11 protein-coding genes are annotated in these 14,961 nt (G+C 66.9%); 5 read left to right on the top strand and 6 right to left on the bottom strand.

What is annotated here, in order from left to right; genetic code table 11:
• Window positions 1-241: 241 nt before the first annotated feature.
• Window positions 242-1,465 carry an HD-GYP domain-containing protein gene (locus ACX1DW_RS16280; RefSeq protein ID WP_458991905.1) on the bottom strand — a complete coding sequence of 408 codons (1,224 nt, stop codon included), beginning with the start codon at window positions 1,463-1,465 and terminating at the stop codon, window positions 242-244.
• Between the two features lie 203 nt (window positions 1,466-1,668).
• Between ACX1DW_RS16280 and ACX1DW_RS16285 the strand changes: the two genes are divergently transcribed.
• Both ACX1DW_RS16285 and ACX1DW_RS16290 read left to right on the top strand, forming a co-directional pair.
• Entirely contained in the window at window positions 1,669-3,432 is a 1,764-nt protein-coding gene (locus tag ACX1DW_RS16285; protein ID WP_063540993.1) for a sensor histidine kinase, read from the top strand.
• A 31-nt stretch (window positions 3,433-3,463) separates the two neighbouring features.
• Window positions 3,464-4,807, top strand: a complete 1,344-nt coding sequence (locus tag ACX1DW_RS16290; RefSeq protein ID WP_316958823.1) for a sigma-54-dependent transcriptional regulator — start codon at window positions 3,464-3,466, stop codon at window positions 4,805-4,807.
• Between the two features lie 212 nt (window positions 4,808-5,019).
• Here ACX1DW_RS16290 and ACX1DW_RS16295 read toward each other — a convergent pair whose 3' ends face one another.
• The 3 genes from ACX1DW_RS16295 to ACX1DW_RS16305 form a co-directional block, all read right to left on the bottom strand.
• Window positions 5,020-6,261 carry an RNA polymerase sigma factor gene (locus ACX1DW_RS16295; protein ID WP_316958822.1) on the bottom strand — a complete coding sequence of 414 codons (1,242 nt, stop codon included), beginning with the start codon at window positions 6,259-6,261 and terminating at the stop codon, window positions 5,020-5,022.
• A 2-nt stretch (window positions 6,262-6,263) separates the two neighbouring features.
• Entirely contained in the window at window positions 6,264-6,620 is a 357-nt protein-coding gene (locus ACX1DW_RS16300) for a YciI family protein (RefSeq protein WP_102839286.1), read from the bottom strand.
• Between the two features lie 85 nt (window positions 6,621-6,705).
• On the bottom strand, window positions 6,706-7,167 hold the full coding sequence (locus ACX1DW_RS16305) for a YybH family protein (protein WP_011911394.1): 462 nt from the start codon (window positions 7,165-7,167) through the stop codon (window positions 6,706-6,708).
• A gap of 296 nt (window positions 7,168-7,463) precedes the next feature.
• Here ACX1DW_RS16305 and ACX1DW_RS16310 point away from each other — a divergent pair, with 296 nt between their 5' ends.
• Genes ACX1DW_RS16310 through ACX1DW_RS16320 form a run of 3 tightly spaced genes read left to right on the top strand, consistent with a single transcriptional unit; the run spans window position 7,464 to window position 11,013 of the window.
• Entirely contained in the window at window positions 7,464-9,671 is a 2,208-nt protein-coding gene (locus ACX1DW_RS16310) for a TonB-dependent receptor (protein ID WP_285360355.1), read from the top strand.
• Window positions 9,671-10,801: a PepSY-associated TM helix domain-containing protein gene (locus tag ACX1DW_RS16315; RefSeq protein WP_285360356.1), complete on the top strand. Its 1,131-nt coding sequence runs from the start codon at window positions 9,671-9,673 to the stop codon at window positions 10,799-10,801. Before ACX1DW_RS16310 ends, ACX1DW_RS16315 begins: the two co-directional genes overlap by 1 nt.
• On the top strand, window positions 10,798-11,013 hold the full coding sequence (locus ACX1DW_RS16320) for a hypothetical protein (protein ID WP_152480638.1): 216 nt from the start codon (window positions 10,798-10,800) through the stop codon (window positions 11,011-11,013). The genes ACX1DW_RS16315 and ACX1DW_RS16320 overlap by 4 nt, the downstream gene beginning before the upstream one ends.
• Here ACX1DW_RS16320 and ACX1DW_RS16325 read toward each other — a convergent pair.
• Together ACX1DW_RS16325 and ACX1DW_RS16330 are read right to left on the bottom strand one after the other, a co-directional pair.
• Window positions 10,976-13,765, bottom strand: a complete 2,790-nt coding sequence (locus ACX1DW_RS16325; RefSeq protein ID WP_458991906.1) for a response regulator — start codon at window positions 13,763-13,765, stop codon at window positions 10,976-10,978. The genes ACX1DW_RS16320 and ACX1DW_RS16325 overlap by 38 nt on opposite strands.
• Window positions 13,762-14,919 (bottom strand): acyl-CoA dehydrogenase family protein, encoded by a 1,158-nt coding sequence (locus tag ACX1DW_RS16330; protein WP_110778481.1) that lies wholly within the window; start codon window positions 14,917-14,919, stop codon window positions 13,762-13,764. The genes ACX1DW_RS16325 and ACX1DW_RS16330 overlap by 4 nt, the downstream gene beginning before the upstream one ends.
• Window positions 14,920-14,961: the final 42 nt, after the last annotated feature.

Raw genomic sequence — 14,961 nt, forward strand, 5'->3', positions numbered from 1 at the left:
ATACAAGGCGAGATTTTTTGGTTTGAATGGTTCAGCTGTCGCTGGGCAATACGCGCGGACAGCAGCGTACGACTACCCCATGACAGGCAGTCGCAGGATGACGCGAGGGGGGCACAGCGCTATGGCGGACCAGGCAGCCAGGTCATGGGCATTACGGGCTCTGTTGCTGAGCGATTCGCCGGGCGAGTCGCGTTCGGGGGCGCTAGTCTAGCGGCAAGCGCCCGCCTTGACGACCGCCAATCTAGCGCCAGAGCTCGTCCAGATCGCTGAAGCCCCAGTCGGCAGGGTCTTCCCGACCGACGATGCGGTCGCTGCACTGCGGGTTTGACAGCTCCAGTTCCTCGAGCGGAATCGCTGCCCGGGTGCGCGTGGAGTAGAACAGCCTCAGCCGGGGCGCCGTCAGCTGCTGCGGATGATGCTCGATGACCACGCCGAGCCGCCCCGACTGCAACCGTACCAGCGAGCCCAGCGGGTAGATGCCTACGGCACGTACGAAGGCATGCAGCAGGCGCGTATCGAAATGTCCCTGCCACTGGGCCATGCGCGCCAACGAACCCGAGGCGTCCCAGGCCGCTTTGTACGGGCGATTCGAGGTGATTGCGTCGTACACGTCGCAGATCGCGCCCATGCGTGCCAACAGGCTGATCTTTTCGCCCGCCAGCCGGTGCGGGTAGCCGGTGCCGTCGACCTTTTCATGGTGATGCAGGCAGACGTCCAGCACCGCATCGGATACCGAGGTCAGCGCGGCGAGCAGCATGGCGTGGCCGCGCTCGGGGTGGCTGCGCATGATGGCGTACTCGTCTTCGCTCAGCTTGCCCGGCTTGTTGAGCACATCCAGCGGCATGGCCATTTTGCCGATGTCGTGCAGCAGCCCGGCCATGCCGGCTTCCTGAACCTGGTCCTCGGGTAGGCCGAGCTGGCGGGCGAGCGCGACCATCAGTGCGCACACCGCCACCGAGTGCATGTAGGTGTATTCGTCCTTGGTCTTCAGCCGCGCCAGGCCGAGCAACGCCGAGCCATTGCGCGCCAGAGACGCGGATATCTGCTCCACCAGCGGCAGGCATTGCTGCGGGTCGACGGCCTTACCCAGTCGCGCCTCGGTGAACAGCGAGGTCACCTGTTCCTTGGAGCGCTTGAGCAGTCGACTCGCCCGCTGCAGTTCGTCCTGCACGCTGCACGGTTGTGTCGGCGCGACGCTTTCCACGTCCGGCTGCAGCAGGGCTGGATCCGGCGGTGCCGCCAGAGGTTGCGCCTCGGCGGCGGGAGGCGTCGCCGCTTCGACATCGACGCCCTTGCCCAGGTCGATCCACACCGCCTGGATGCCGCTGCTGCGCAATGCTTGCAGATCGGCTGGGTCGCTCAGCAGGAATTTACTGCGCCAGAACGGGTGATCGAACCAGCTGCCTTCCAGCGCATACACGTACATTCCGAAACGCAGCTGGCTGACCAGAATTTTCCTGAGCAAGGCGACCTCGACCGATTGAGCGACGCTGATGGCCGCGCAATCGTCTCCCGCTCGCGACCCAGCGGACTCGCCAAGTATATGAATGATGGCACTTTGCCTCCACCGGCTTGGATCAAGACTTTGGTGGCGATTGCCTCGCCGGTCGGATCTACACCGACCACGGCTTTCGCTTACCATCGACGCGTCCCTTCGCGAGCCAAGCCATGCCTGCCCTTCCCAACCGCTTCCGTGTCAGCCTTATCGTGGCGCTGATTCTCGTCGGCCTGCTGCTCAGCATGTATTGGGCCGGGCGGCTGGCCGAGCAGCGCGCCTGGGCCGAGCGCGGGCAGGAATCGCAGGGGCAGCTGGAATTGTATGCCCAGGCCATCCATACCCAGGTCGAGCGCTTCCGCTCAGTGCCGGCGCTGCTGGCGCTGGACAGCGACATCCAGGCGCTGCTCGCCGACCCGGGCAATCGCCAGTTGCGCAGGCAGCTCAACCAGCGCCTGGAGCAGCAGAATCATGCCGCCGGCTCTTCGGTGCTCTACCTGCTGGACCGCAACGGCGAGACCATCGCCGCCAGCAACTGGCGCGACTGGAGCAGCTTCGTTGGCAACAACTATGCCTTTCGCCCTTACTTCCGCGATGCCGTGGCCAATGGCAGCGGGCGCTACTTCGCGGTCGGCGTCACCACCGGTATTCCCGGCTACTTCCTCTCCAGTTCGGTGAAAAACGCCGCCGGCGAGCTGCTCGGCGTGCTGGTGGTCAAGCTCGAACTGGAGGATATGCAGCGCGACTGGGTCGGCCAGCCGGGCATTCTGCTGATCGCCGACTCGCTGGATATCGTCATCCTCACCAACCGCCCGGCCTGGCGCTTTCGCTACCTGAGCCCGCTGAGCGACGAGGAGCGCAGCCGGCTGGTGGATGTGCGCCGCTATGCCGAGCAAACCCTGCAACCCTTGCCGAGCAGCCAGGTGCAGCAACTCGGCGAAGGCAGCGAGCGACGCCTGGTGGACGGCCCGGATGGCCGCCGCGAGTACCTCTGGCAGCGTCTGGCATTGCCCGAGGAAGACTGGACGCTGCACCTCTTGCACGACCCGCAGTCGGTCAGTGCCAGCGTGCGCAGCTACCGCCTGGCCGCGGCCGGCGTGTGGATGACCCTGGCGTTCCTGCTGCTCTACCTGGCACAGCGGCGCAAGACCCATCGTGTCGAGCTGCGCAGCCGCAGCGAACTGGAGCGCCTGGTACAGGAGCGCACCCGCGAGCTGCACACTGCCCAGGACGAGCTGGTGCATGCCGCGCGCATGGCCGCGCTGGGGCAGATGTCCGCAGCGCTGGCCCACGAGATCAACCAGCCGCTGACCGCGCTGCGCATGCAGCTGGCCAGCCTGCGCCTGCTGCTCGACAGTGGCCGCGAGGGAGAGGTGCGCGAGGGGCTCGGGCATGTCGAAGGCCTGCTGGAGCGCATGGCCGCGCTGACCAGCCACCTGAAGACCTTCGCCCGCAAAAGCCCGGCCGGACTGCAGCAGCACCTGGCGCTGGCCGATGTGCTGGAGCAGGCGCTGCAACTGCTCTCGCCGCGCATCCGCAGCGAGCAGGTCGAGGTGTTCCGCCAGGTGCCGGCCGAGGCCAGGGTGAATGGCGATGCGATCCGCCTCGAGCAGGTGCTGATCAACCTGCTGCACAACGCGCTGGATGCCATGGCCGAGCGACCGCAGCGGCGCCTGCGCATCCTCTGCGAGCGCGCCGGTGACGCCTGGCAGCTCAGCGTTGCCGACAACGGCGGCGGCATCCCTGGCGAGCAGCTGGATCAGGTGTTCGAGCCCTTCTTCACCACCAAACCGGTGGGCCAGGGGCTCGGTCTGGGCCTGGCGGTCTCCTACGGCATCGTGCGCGACATGGGCGGCACCCTCGAAGTCAGCAATGACGAGCAGGGCGCGGTGTTCACCCTGACGCTGCCGGCTGCCGAAGCGCGCGCCGCCGAGTAAACTGCCGCGACGCGACCGCGAGGAGCAGGCAATGAGCGGGCAGGTAATCTTCATCGACGACGAGGCGGCGATCCGTCATGCCGTGCAGCAGTGGCTGGAGCTGTCCGGCTTTCAGGTGCGTACCTTCTCCCGCGCCCGCGAGGCGCTGACAGCGCTGGATCGCGACTTTCCCGGCGTGCTGATCAGCGACGTGCGCATGCCCGATCTCGACGGCCTCGGCCTGCTCGAACAGCTGGTAACGCTGGACGCCGACCTGCCGGTGATCATGGTCACCGGGCACGGCGACGTGCCCATGGCCGTGCAGGCACTGCGCCAGGGCGCCTACGACTTCATCGAAAAACCCTTCACCCCGGAACGCCTGCTCGACAGCGTACGACGCGCCATGGACAAGCGCCGGCTGGTCTGCGAGAACCGCCAGCTGCGCGAGCAGTTCGCCCGCAAGGGACGTATCGAATCGCAGCTGCTTGGCGTATCACGGGCGATGGTCAACCTGCGCCGGCAGGTGCTGGAGCTGGCCGGGACCGACGTCAACGTGCTGATCCGTGGCGAGACCGGCAGCGGCAAGGAACAGGTCGCGCGCTGCCTGCATGACTTCAGCCCGCGCGCCGGCGGGCCGTTCGTGGCGCTGAACTGCGCGGCGATCCCGGAGACCATTTTCGAAAGCGAGCTGTTCGGCCACGAGAGCGGCGCCTTCACCGGCGCCCAGGGCAAGCGCATCGGCCGCATCGAGCATGCCGCCGGCGGCACGCTGTTCCTCGACGAGATCGAAAGCATGCCGCTGGCGCAGCAGGTCAAGCTGCTGCGCGTGCTGCAGGAAAAGACCCTGGAACGGCTCGGCTCGAACCGCAGCATCGAGGTCGACCTGCGGGTGATCAGCGCGGCCAAGCCGGACCTGCTGGAAGAGGTGCGCGGCGGACGCTTCCGCGAGGACCTGCTGTACCGGCTGAACGTCGCCGAGCTGCACATCCCGCCATTGCGCGAGCGCCGTGAGGACATTCCGCTGCTGTTCGAACACTTCGCCAGCCAGGCCGCCCAGCGCCACGGTCGCGCCGCCCCGCCGATGACGCCCGGCGAGCTGACGCAGCTGCTCGCCCACGACTGGCCGGGCAACGTGCGCGAGCTGATCAACGCCGCCGAACGCCACGCCCTCGGCCTCAGCGCACCGGCCCCGGCGAGCAGTGGCGGACAGTCGCTGGCCGAACAGATGGAAGCCTTCGAGGCGCAGTGCCTGCACAACGCCCTGCAGCAGTGCAAAGGCAATATCGCCGAGGTCATGACTCAGCTGCAGCTGCCACGACGCACCCTCAACGAGAAGATGCAGCGCCACGGGCTGAGCCGCAGCGACTATCTGCCGGCTGGTAGTTGCGACAACTGATCATGGCGCCGCTCTCGTCGCCGCAGCGCGACGCCGCTCCGTAGGGTGGGTGAAGCCCACCATCGCGCTACGACGTGGCATGGCGAGACACGGTAAGCATCGCGCTGCCGCAAGCGGTGGGCTGAAGCCCACCCTACGCCAGAATGTCAGCTGCGGATGGCAGCATCGCTGGGCGTTGAACGCTTGCATCCGCAAGCGTCGAACCCGTCGAGTCAGCTGTCCAGCCCATCCAGCTGCCTCTGCAGAAAACGTCGCTCCGGCTCCAGCTGCACCAGTCGCAAGGCGCTGCGGTACGCTTCGCGGGCCTCGTCGGGGCGCGCCAGTTGGCGCAGCAGATCGGCGCGGGCGGCATGGCTGAGGTGATAGTCCTGCAGTTCCCCCTGCGCCAGCAGCTCGTCCACCAGCAATAAGCCCGCCTCGGCACCGTCGCGCATGGCCACAGCCACCGCGCGGTTCAGCCTCACCACAGGTGACGGGCTGAGCTGCAGCAACACGTCGTAGAGCCGCACGATCTGCGCCCAGTCGGTCTGCGCGGCGCTCGGCGCCTCGGCATGCACGGCAACGATGGCCGCCTGCAATGCGTAGGGGCCGAAGGCGCGCGTGCTCAGGGCACGCTGCACCAGCAGTGCACCTTCGGCGATCTGCTGCCGATCCCACAGGCTGCGATCCTGCTCTTCCAGCCGCACCAGCTCGCCGGAAGCATCGCTGCGCGCGGCGCGCCGGGCATCGTGCAGCAGCATCAGCGCCAGCAGCCCGGCGACCTCCACGTCGGGCAGCAGCTCGTAGAGCAGGCGGCCCAGGCGAATGGCCTCGACACAAAGATCGGCGCGGGTCAGCGCCGCCCCGGCGGATGCCGAATACCCTTCGTTGAACACCAGGTAGATCACCCGCAGCACACTCTCCAGGCGCATCGGCAGTTCGGCGCGCTCGGGCACCCGATAGGGCAGCTGGGCATCGCGGATCTTCGCCTTGGCCCGCACGATGCGCTGGGCGATGGTGGCCGGCGGCGCCAGAAAGGCCCGGGCGATTTCCTCGGTGGTCAGGTCGCAGACCTCGCGCAGGGTCAGCGCCACGCGGCCATCCGCCGGCAGGGCCGGATGGCAGCAGGTGAAGATCAGCCGCAGACGATCGTCTTCCATCTCGTCCACCTCCGCTGCCTCGGTTGCATCTTCCAGCTGCTCGGCCAGCAGCCGCAGCGAGGCATCGAAGCGCGCCCGCCGGCGCAGGGCATCGATAGCCTTGAAGCGGCCGGTGGATACCAGCCAGGCGCGCGGGTTATCCGGAACGCCGTCGCGCGGCCACTGCTGCAGGGCTGCAGCGAAGGCGTCTTGCAGGGCTTCCTCGGCACGATCGAAATCGCCCAACAGACGAATCAACGTGGCCAGGACCCGACGCGATTCGCGGCGATAGACCGCCTCGACCTGCGCCGCCGCGAAGGCTCCGGTGAGCGGCATGCTCAGCGCTGCGGCAGCTGGCGCAAAGGCCGGACCTCGACACAACCGAGGCTGGCCGGCGGAATCTTCGCCGCGATGGCCTCGGCCTCCTGCTGATCCGCCGCCTCGATCAGGTAGAAGCCGGCGAGCTGCTCGCGGGTTTCGGCGAAGGGGCCATCGACCACCGAGGTGATGCCATCACGCACGCGCACCGTGCGTGCGGTACGCACCGACTGCAGCGGTTCGCCGGCGAGCATATGGCCGCTGGCGCGCAGCTCCTCGCCGCAGCTCAGGCAGCGCGCGACCAGCGCCTGCCACTGTTCATCGGTCAGCGCATCCACACGCTGCTCGTCGTAATAGATCAGGCACAGGTATTTCATGCAAAAGCTCCGGCTGCCAGGGACGCAGAAAAGCTAGCAGCCGGGAGCGAAGCCTGCCTGAACGAACGACGAAGCTGCGCGGCGCTCAACCGACCTGCTGCGTCGCCGAAGGTGTCGACGACATGCATACCTGGCCGGTTTCCATGTCGAAGGGCATCGAGAAGTGCTCGTGAATCACTTTCCACTCGCCGTCGCGCCGCGCCCAGACCCGCGTGCCGCGCATCCACGCCGTCTGCATCTCGCCTTCGGCGTTCGGCCCGCCGCAATGGGTGAGCATGCGGCTACAGGCCAGCTCGCCGCCGACGTCCACGTGCAGCTCGTGAGTCTCGAAGAAGCCTTCGCCCTGGCAGAACTCGAAGCAGCGCTGCCAGTGCGCGCGGTACTCGGCCACGCCCTTGAACTGCAGCGCGCCCACTGCATCGAAGGCGACCACGTCCGGCGCGTACTGCGCCATGATCCGGTCGAGATCCTTGGCACCGATGGCCTGCTCGAAGGCGTCGTGCAGCTGGCGAATGGCGGTTTCGTCCTGGCGGGTTGTGTTGTTCATGTCCGTCTCCTGTTTTCTGGTTGAACGGGGGTTCAGCCAGTAGTCGTCCGGCGTGTTCATGAATCGACAGGCAGCGCGAAACTTTTTTTTTGCAGAAGCGCGGAACGCGACAGGCCTCGGGCCAGAGCGCTTGGTACCGCCAACACGCCACCGCGTCGCGACACCGCTAAGCGGAATACAGTTGCGAATTGTTATCTTTTATTTACGATAGTGGCTCTCAGATGGCACAGGCTCTCATTGTCCGCCGAGCCGTCCCCTTCACCCCTCTCACAGTTCAACGTCCGGTCAGGTCCGCCATGCCCACGCTTCGCTTCCCGCGTAAAACCGCACTGCTGCCCGTTTGCCTTGCCGCCAGCTTCGCTGGCTCACCGCTCATGGCCCAGGAACCACTCGAAGAGCAGGCTCAGGGCACTGCCACCGAGCCGGTCGAACTGCAATCGGTGGAGATCACCGCCAGCGCCGACGCTTCGGCCGACGGTCTGACCCAACCCTACGCTGGCGAACAGGTCGCCCGAGGCGGGCGCGTGGGTATTCTCGGCAATCGCGACTACATGGAAACGCCGTTCACCTCGACGTCCTATACCTCGCAGCTGATCCAGGACCAGCAGGCGCGCAGCGTGTCCGACATCGTGCAGAACGATCCTTCGGTGCGCGTGGCACGGGGCTTCGGCAACATGCAGGAGCTGTATGTCGTGCGCGGCTTCCCGCTGTATTCCGATGATATTTCCTATAACGGACTCTACGGTCTGCTGCCGCGCCAGTATGTGGCCGCGGAATTCATCGAGCGCGCGGAGGTATTCCGTGGTGCAAGCGCCTTTCTCAATGGCGCCGCACCGGGTGGTACGGGTCTGGGCGGCGCTATCAACCTGCTGCCCAAGCGTGCGCCGAACGAGCCCCTGAGTCGCATGACATTTGGCGCCAGCTCCGGCGGCCAAGGCACGGTTGCCGCCGACCTGGGTCGTCGCTTCGGTGAGCAGAACCAGTTCGGTGTTCGTCTTAACGCAGCCAAGCGCGCCGGCGAGACAGGCGTTGATGAAGAAGACCAGACGCTGGACATGTTCGCGCTGGGTCTGGACTACCAGGGTGACCGCCTGCGCTTGTCGGCAGACATCGGCCACCAGTATCACTTCATCGACAATCCACGCCCCAGCGTTACGCCGAGCGGTGGCCTGCCCAGTGCTCCAGATGCTGACGATAACTTCGCGCAATCCTGGACCTATTCGAAAGAGAAGCAGACGTTTGGCACCTTCCGCGCCGAATATGACTTCACCGATGCAGTAACGGGCTGGCTGGCAGCTGGTGTGCGGGAGGGTGAAGAGCAAAATCGCCTGGCCAACCCTCGCGCTACAGCCTCTGGTGCGACCACGGCGTCGCGCTTCGACAATTACCGCGAAGACAGCATATTTACCAGCGAAGCCGGCTTGCGTATGCGCCTGCAGACCGGAGCGGTCTCACATCAGCTCGTGACGTCGGCGGCAATCTTCGATTCGCAGGAGAAAGGGGCCAACCAGTTCTACTCCCCTGTCGCGGGTAACCTGTACGACCCATTCGACGCGGCACTGCCCACAACCGTTACCTACGATGGCGGAGTCCTGTCTGATCCGCAGGTAACAGAGCGCATCCATACCAAGAGCATGGCTCTAGCCGACACGCTGGGCTTCATGGATGACCGTCTGCTGGTCACGCTTGGCGCGCGTTGGCAGGGTATCGAAACCAAGAGTTATTCCTCGCAGACCGGTAATCGCAGCGGCCAATACGACGACCATGAAGTCACCCCGGTCGCCGGGATCGTGTACATGCTGACCGACGAACTCTCGGTCTACGCCAACTACATCGAAGGTTTGACCAAGGGCGAAACAGCCCCTGCGACATCCGGCGGCCTCCCCGTGCTGAATTCCGATTCGACGTTGGCGCCTTACGTCGCCAAGCAGACCGAAATCGGCCTCAAGTACGATGGAGGCAATCTGGGTGGCAGCATTGCGGTGTTTAGTACCGAGCGGCCTTTCGGCATTGTTGAAAATCAGGTCTTCCGCGAAGGCGGAGAGCAACGCAACCGCGGCATCGAGCTGTCGGTGTTCGGCGAGCCCGTCTACGGCGTGCGTCTGCTGGGTGGCGTCACCCTGCTGGATGCCGAGCAGAAGAAGACGCTCAATGGCGCCAACGACGGCAACGATGCCATCGGCGTTCCCAAGTTGCAGGCCAACCTCGGCGGCGAATGGGACGTGCCCGGTATGCAGGGGCTGACGCTGACCAGCCTGGTGGTGCATACCGGCAAGCAGTACGCCAGCGCCAGCAATGACCTCCGCTTGCCATCGTGGACCCGCCTGGATCTGGGCGCACGCTATCGCATGACCATCGAAGACCGTGACGTTACGCTTCGGGCCGGGCTCGACAACGCTACCGGTCGCGATTACTGGGCCTCGACCGGGGGCTATCCGGGCTCGAACTACCTCGTCCTCGGCGCCCCGCGCACGCTTTCGGTCAGCGCTACGGTCGACTTCTGATGCAGGCAGTCACCCTGCGGCGGTGGGGCTGGGTCCACAAGTGGTCCAGTCTCGTCTCTACGCTGTTCATCCTGATGCTGTGCCTGACCGGCCTGCCGCTGATCTTCTCCCACGAGATCGATCACCTCACCGGCAACGAGATCGAGGCGCCAGCGATGCCCGAGGGCACGCCGCGCGCTGCGGTCGACCGGGTCGCGGCCGAAGCTGTGAAGGCCTACCCCGGTCTGGTGCCGCTGTACTTCTTCGCCGAAGAAGACGCGCCAGATGTCTGGTACGTCAAGCTCGATACCCGCGTCGACACCGACGAGAGCGAGTCGACGCTGATCCTCTCCGACGCCCGTACGGCCGAGGTGCTCGGCGCGCCGAACTTCGACGAAGGCTTCATGAGCGTGATGTACCGCCTGCACGTGGACCTCTACGCGGGGCTCGCCGGTAAGCTGTTCCTCGGCTTCATGGGACTGCTGCTGATGGTGGCGATCGTCTCCGGCGTGGTGCTCTATGCGCCCTTCATGCGCAAGCTGCGCTTCGGCGAAGTGCGTCAGGAGCGCACCGCCCGCACCCGCTGGCTGGACCTGCACAACCTGCTTGGCATCGTCACCCTGGTGTGGGCCCTCGCGGTGGGCTTCACCGGGGTGATCAATACCTGGGCGGACCTGATCTTCCAGGCCTGGCAGGCCGAACAGGTCGCCGCACTGCAAGCCGGTGAGACCCGCGTGCTGCTCGCGGCCGACGCCAGCGAGGCGCCGGCCGCCGATGGTTCGCTGCAGATCGCGGTCGAGCGTGCGCTGGCCGCCGCACCCGGCATGGCGATCTCGATGATCGCCTACCCCGGCACCCTGCGCGCCACGCCGGAGCATGTCGCGGTGATCCTGCGCGGCGACACGCCGCTGACCTCGCGCCTGACCCAGGCGCTGCTGGTCGATCCGGCCAATGGCGAGGTACTGGAAGCCGGCGCGCGTCCCTGGTACGTCACCGCGCTGCAACTGTCCGAACCGCTGCATTTCGGCGATTACGGCGGTCTGCCGCTGAAGGTGCTCTGGGCGTTGCTGGATATCCTCACCATCGTGGTACTGGGCAGCGGGCTGTACCTGTGGCTCAAGCGCGGTGCGACGGCGGAGGTGCGGGCATGATGCGCATCTGGCTTTGGCCGCTGGTGGTCGCCGTGGCGTCCATCATCGGACTGGTCGCCGGCCTGGTCTCTGAAGGCGCTGGCGACTGGCTGAGCTGGCTGGCCCTCACCGCACCGGTGGTTATCGGCGTGCACGGTCTGTGTCGCTACCGTGGCCGATCCCGGTCGCGCCCGTTCACATCTGCAGAACCTCGGCAAGCTGGTCGAAGCTGAACGGTTTGGGCAAAGAGCGGGACGGCAGGGCACTGTCGATGCGGCCCTCGCCGGAGACGAACACCAGCTTCAGCCACGGCTGGGCTTCCAGGGCCTCGGCCGCGAAGTCGGGGCCTGAGCGCCCGGGCAGGTTGACGTCCAGCAGCAGCTGGTCGAAGCGCTGGTCGTGCAATGCCTGCGCCGCCTGCTCGGCATTCGGGTAACCCCGGGCGCGGTAACCCAGCTCCTCGACCATCTCGCAGGCCAGCGCCAGCAGCTGTGGCTGGTCCTCGACCACCATCACCCAGCGTTGCGCGGGGGCCTGGCCGTCGCCGCGCTGCGCACTCAGCAGCTGACGCACCTTGCGCGCCAGGTCTTCCTGCCGGTAGGGCTTGCTCAGCAGCTCTACGCCGGGGTCCAGGCGCCCGCCATGCACGACGGCATTGCGCGTGTAGCCGGAAGTGAACAGCACCGCGATGTCCGGCTGCAGCAGCCGTGCCTGCCGCGCCAGCTCGGTGCTGCGCAGCGGCCCGGGCATGACCACGTCGGTGAACAGCAGATCGATGCCGATACCGCTCTGCAGGATGCTCAGCGCGCTCTGCGCATCATTGGCGCGCAGCACCGAATAGCCGAGCCCGCTGAGCAGCTCGATCACGGTGGCCTGCACCGGCAGGTCGTCCTCCACCACCAGGATGGTTTCGCTGCCGCCCACGACAGGGCCGACGATGTCCGGCAACGCCTGCACCTCGGGCTGCTCGGTGCGCGGCAGGTAGAGCTTGACCGTGGTGCCGCTACCCTGCTCGCTGTAGAGGCGGATATGCCCGCTGCTCTGCTTGGCGAAGCCGTAGGCCATGCTCAGCCCCAGACCGGTGCCGTGGCCTTCGGGCTTGGTGGTGAAGAAGGGCTCGAAGGCCTGCTCGATGATCTCTGCCGGCATGCCGACACCGGTGTCGGACACCGCCAGCAGCACGTACTGACCCGGTGCCACGTCGGCCTGGGTTGCGGCGTAATGCTCGTCGAGCATGGCGTTGCCCAGCTCCAAGGTCAGCTTGCCACCCTCGGGCATGGCGTCGCGGGCGTTGATCGCGAGGTTGAGTACCACCTGCTCGAGCTGGTGCGGATCGACCATGGTGGTCCACAGGCCGCCAGCGACCACGGTTTCGATCTCGATGTGTTCGCCGATGGCCTGGCGCAGCAATTCGTCGAGGTCGCGCAGCAGCCGGCCGAGATTGGTCGGTTGCGGTCGCAACGGCTGGCGGCGGGCGAAGGCCAACAGCTGCCGGGCCAGCTTGGCGCCGCGCTCGACGGCCGAACTGGCGGCATCGACACGCTTGGCCGCGGCACGGTTGTCCTCGGCCAGCGGTTGCAGCAACTGCAGATTGCCGGCAATGACCTGCAGCACATTGTTGAAATCGTGGGCCACGCCGCCGGTGAGCTTGCCGATGGCCTCGAGCTTCTGCGACTGGTACAGCGCCTGCCGGCTCAGCTCCAGCTCGCGGGTGCGTTCCTCGACCAGCTCCTGCAGGCGCTCGCTGGTGCGCTGCAGCTCCTGCTGCGCCAGCACCTGGGCGGTGACGTCATGGCCCTGGCAGAAGATGCCGCTGATCTGCTCGTCCTCGCTGAATACCGGCTGGAAGATGAAATTCACGTAGCGCCGCTCGGCCTTGCCGCCGGGCTGCGGGCGCACGCGTACGGCGAGGTGGCGGCCGAGGTAGGGGCGCCCGGTGACATAGACCTGCTGCAGCAGGTCGGACAGCGCACGGCTCTCCAGCTGCGGAAAGGCCTTGTAGGCAGGCAGGCCGAGCAGCTCACGGGCGCCGACCAGCTCATGGAAGGCGCGATTGGCAATCTTCAGTTCGTGCTGCGGCCCTTCGGTGATGGCAATGAAGCCCGGCGCCTGGTCGAACAGCCGCTGCAGGTGCGTGCGCTCCTCGACGAGTCGGCGCCCGTACAGCTCGCTGGCGCGCCGCTCGGCGACCAGCGCCGAGACGTCACGCAACGTCAGGGCCGCCCCCACCACTGCGCCATCGGTCGCACAGACCGCGGCCACGACGACCTCCAGCACGCGCCCCTGGGTCGATTCCTCGAACTGCAAGGTCTGGGTCGAGTCGCAATCCAGCGCCTGCGCCAGTGCCTGCGCCAGGTCGGCGTTCCAGAAGGGCAGCCCGCTCACCGCCTGTCCGAGCACCTCGGTCTGCTTCAGGTCGAACAGCTCGGCCGCGCCGGCGCTCCAGTAGAGCACCGCGCCAGCCCGGTCGAGCCCGACGATGGCATCGCGCGCCGCATCGATGAAGTGATGCAGATAGAGTTCTGCCGTCGGCTGCGGACGCCTGCTCGACTGGCTGCTGCTGACCGTGGCATTGGCCCGCGCCAGGGTGGTACGCAGGCGCGCCCGGCGGCGCACACTCGCCAGCGCCTGATCGAGCCGCTGACACAATGTGTCGCTGTCGAGCGCGACGATCGACCAGTACGGCCCCAACATAGGCGCCGGACCGAGTTCGCGGTGCAGCCGCTCGACGTGCGCGTCCTCGCTGAGAAACAGCAGCTGCGCGGCCCGCCAGCGGCTGCGCAGCTGCCGGGCCAGGGCGATCACGCGCGGCAAGCCGGGCGCCAACAGCACCAGCGCCGGCTGATCCTCCCCGAGCGGCGGGGCACTGCCGTCGAGACAGTGCAGCTGCAGATCCTGCTCCGCTGCCCAGCTGCCGATCCGCTCGCGCAAGCGACCGTCGCCGGCATCGAGCAGCATGACCTGATCGAGCAGCAGCTCGTTCATAGCAATGGCAGCCCCAGCAGGCTGCGTCCGGTCCACAGCTTCAGCAGACCGGTGGTGGGCGTCATCACGTGGCCGGCGCGGGCGTCGCGCAGCAGCCGGGAGACGCGGCTGCTGTCGCGGTAGGCCGCCCCGCCGCAAATACTCATCGCCTCGTTGGCCAGGCGTACCGCCGTCTCCGCCGCTTCGGTCTTGCACGCCAGGATGTACGGCAGCGCCTCGGGATGCGCGGCATCGCCACGCCGTGCGGCCTCACGCACCAACGCGCGGGTTTTCACCAGATCGGTCCAGAGTTCGCCATAGCGCACCTGCAGCGTCTCCACGTCGCGCAGGGACTCGCCGGAATGGCTGTAGCGACGCGAGTGCAGGTGCAGGCCCGCCTCGTCCAGCGCAGCCTGGGCGATGCCCAGGTAGGTGCCGGCCATGGCCATGAGGAAGAACGGCGCCACCACTTCGAACACGTACCAGACCTGATCGCCCGGCTCGCCGAGCAGGTTGCGCGCCGGCACCCGCACCTGTTCCAGGCGCAGCGGCCGGGACGAGTTGCCGCGCATGCCGAAGCCGTCCCAGGCGTCGAGCCAGTGCATGCCGGCGCCGTCCTTGTCGACGATCAGGCAGCTGAAATCGCCGGCTTCGGCGTCCGCCGCCACGGTGGAAACCACGTAGGAATCGGCATGCCCGCCGTTGGTGACGAACTGCTTGGTGCCGTCGATGACGAACTCGTCGCCGTCGGCATCCAGGCGGGTTTCCGGCAGGTAGAAATGCGCGCCGGTGCCCTGCTCGGACAGTGCCAGGGTGGTGATGTGCCGCCCCGCGGCGATCTCCCGCAGATAGTGCTCGCGCTGATGCTCGGTGGCCTTGGCGGCGATCACCGCAGTCGCCACGCAATGCATGCCGTAGCACAGCGCCGACGATGGGCAGGCCCGCGCGATGCTTTCGGTGAGCACGCAAAGCCCCAGCAGCCCCTGCCCGCGGCCGCCCAGCTCGACCGGCACCTGCAGGCCGAGCAGGCCGGCTTCGGCGAGCGCCTGCATGGAGTCGGCGGGCCAGCGGCATTCGGCGTCGACCTCGGCCGCCAGCGGGGCGATGCGATTCTCGGCCAGATCGGTGGCGATGCTCTGCAATTCGACAAGCTGAACGGGGAGCAAATGGTCCATGAGACGTCCTGGATTCTGGAAAGGCCGGCATCCACCCGGGTG

This window comes from Stutzerimonas sp. KH-1 (assembly GCF_054483855.1).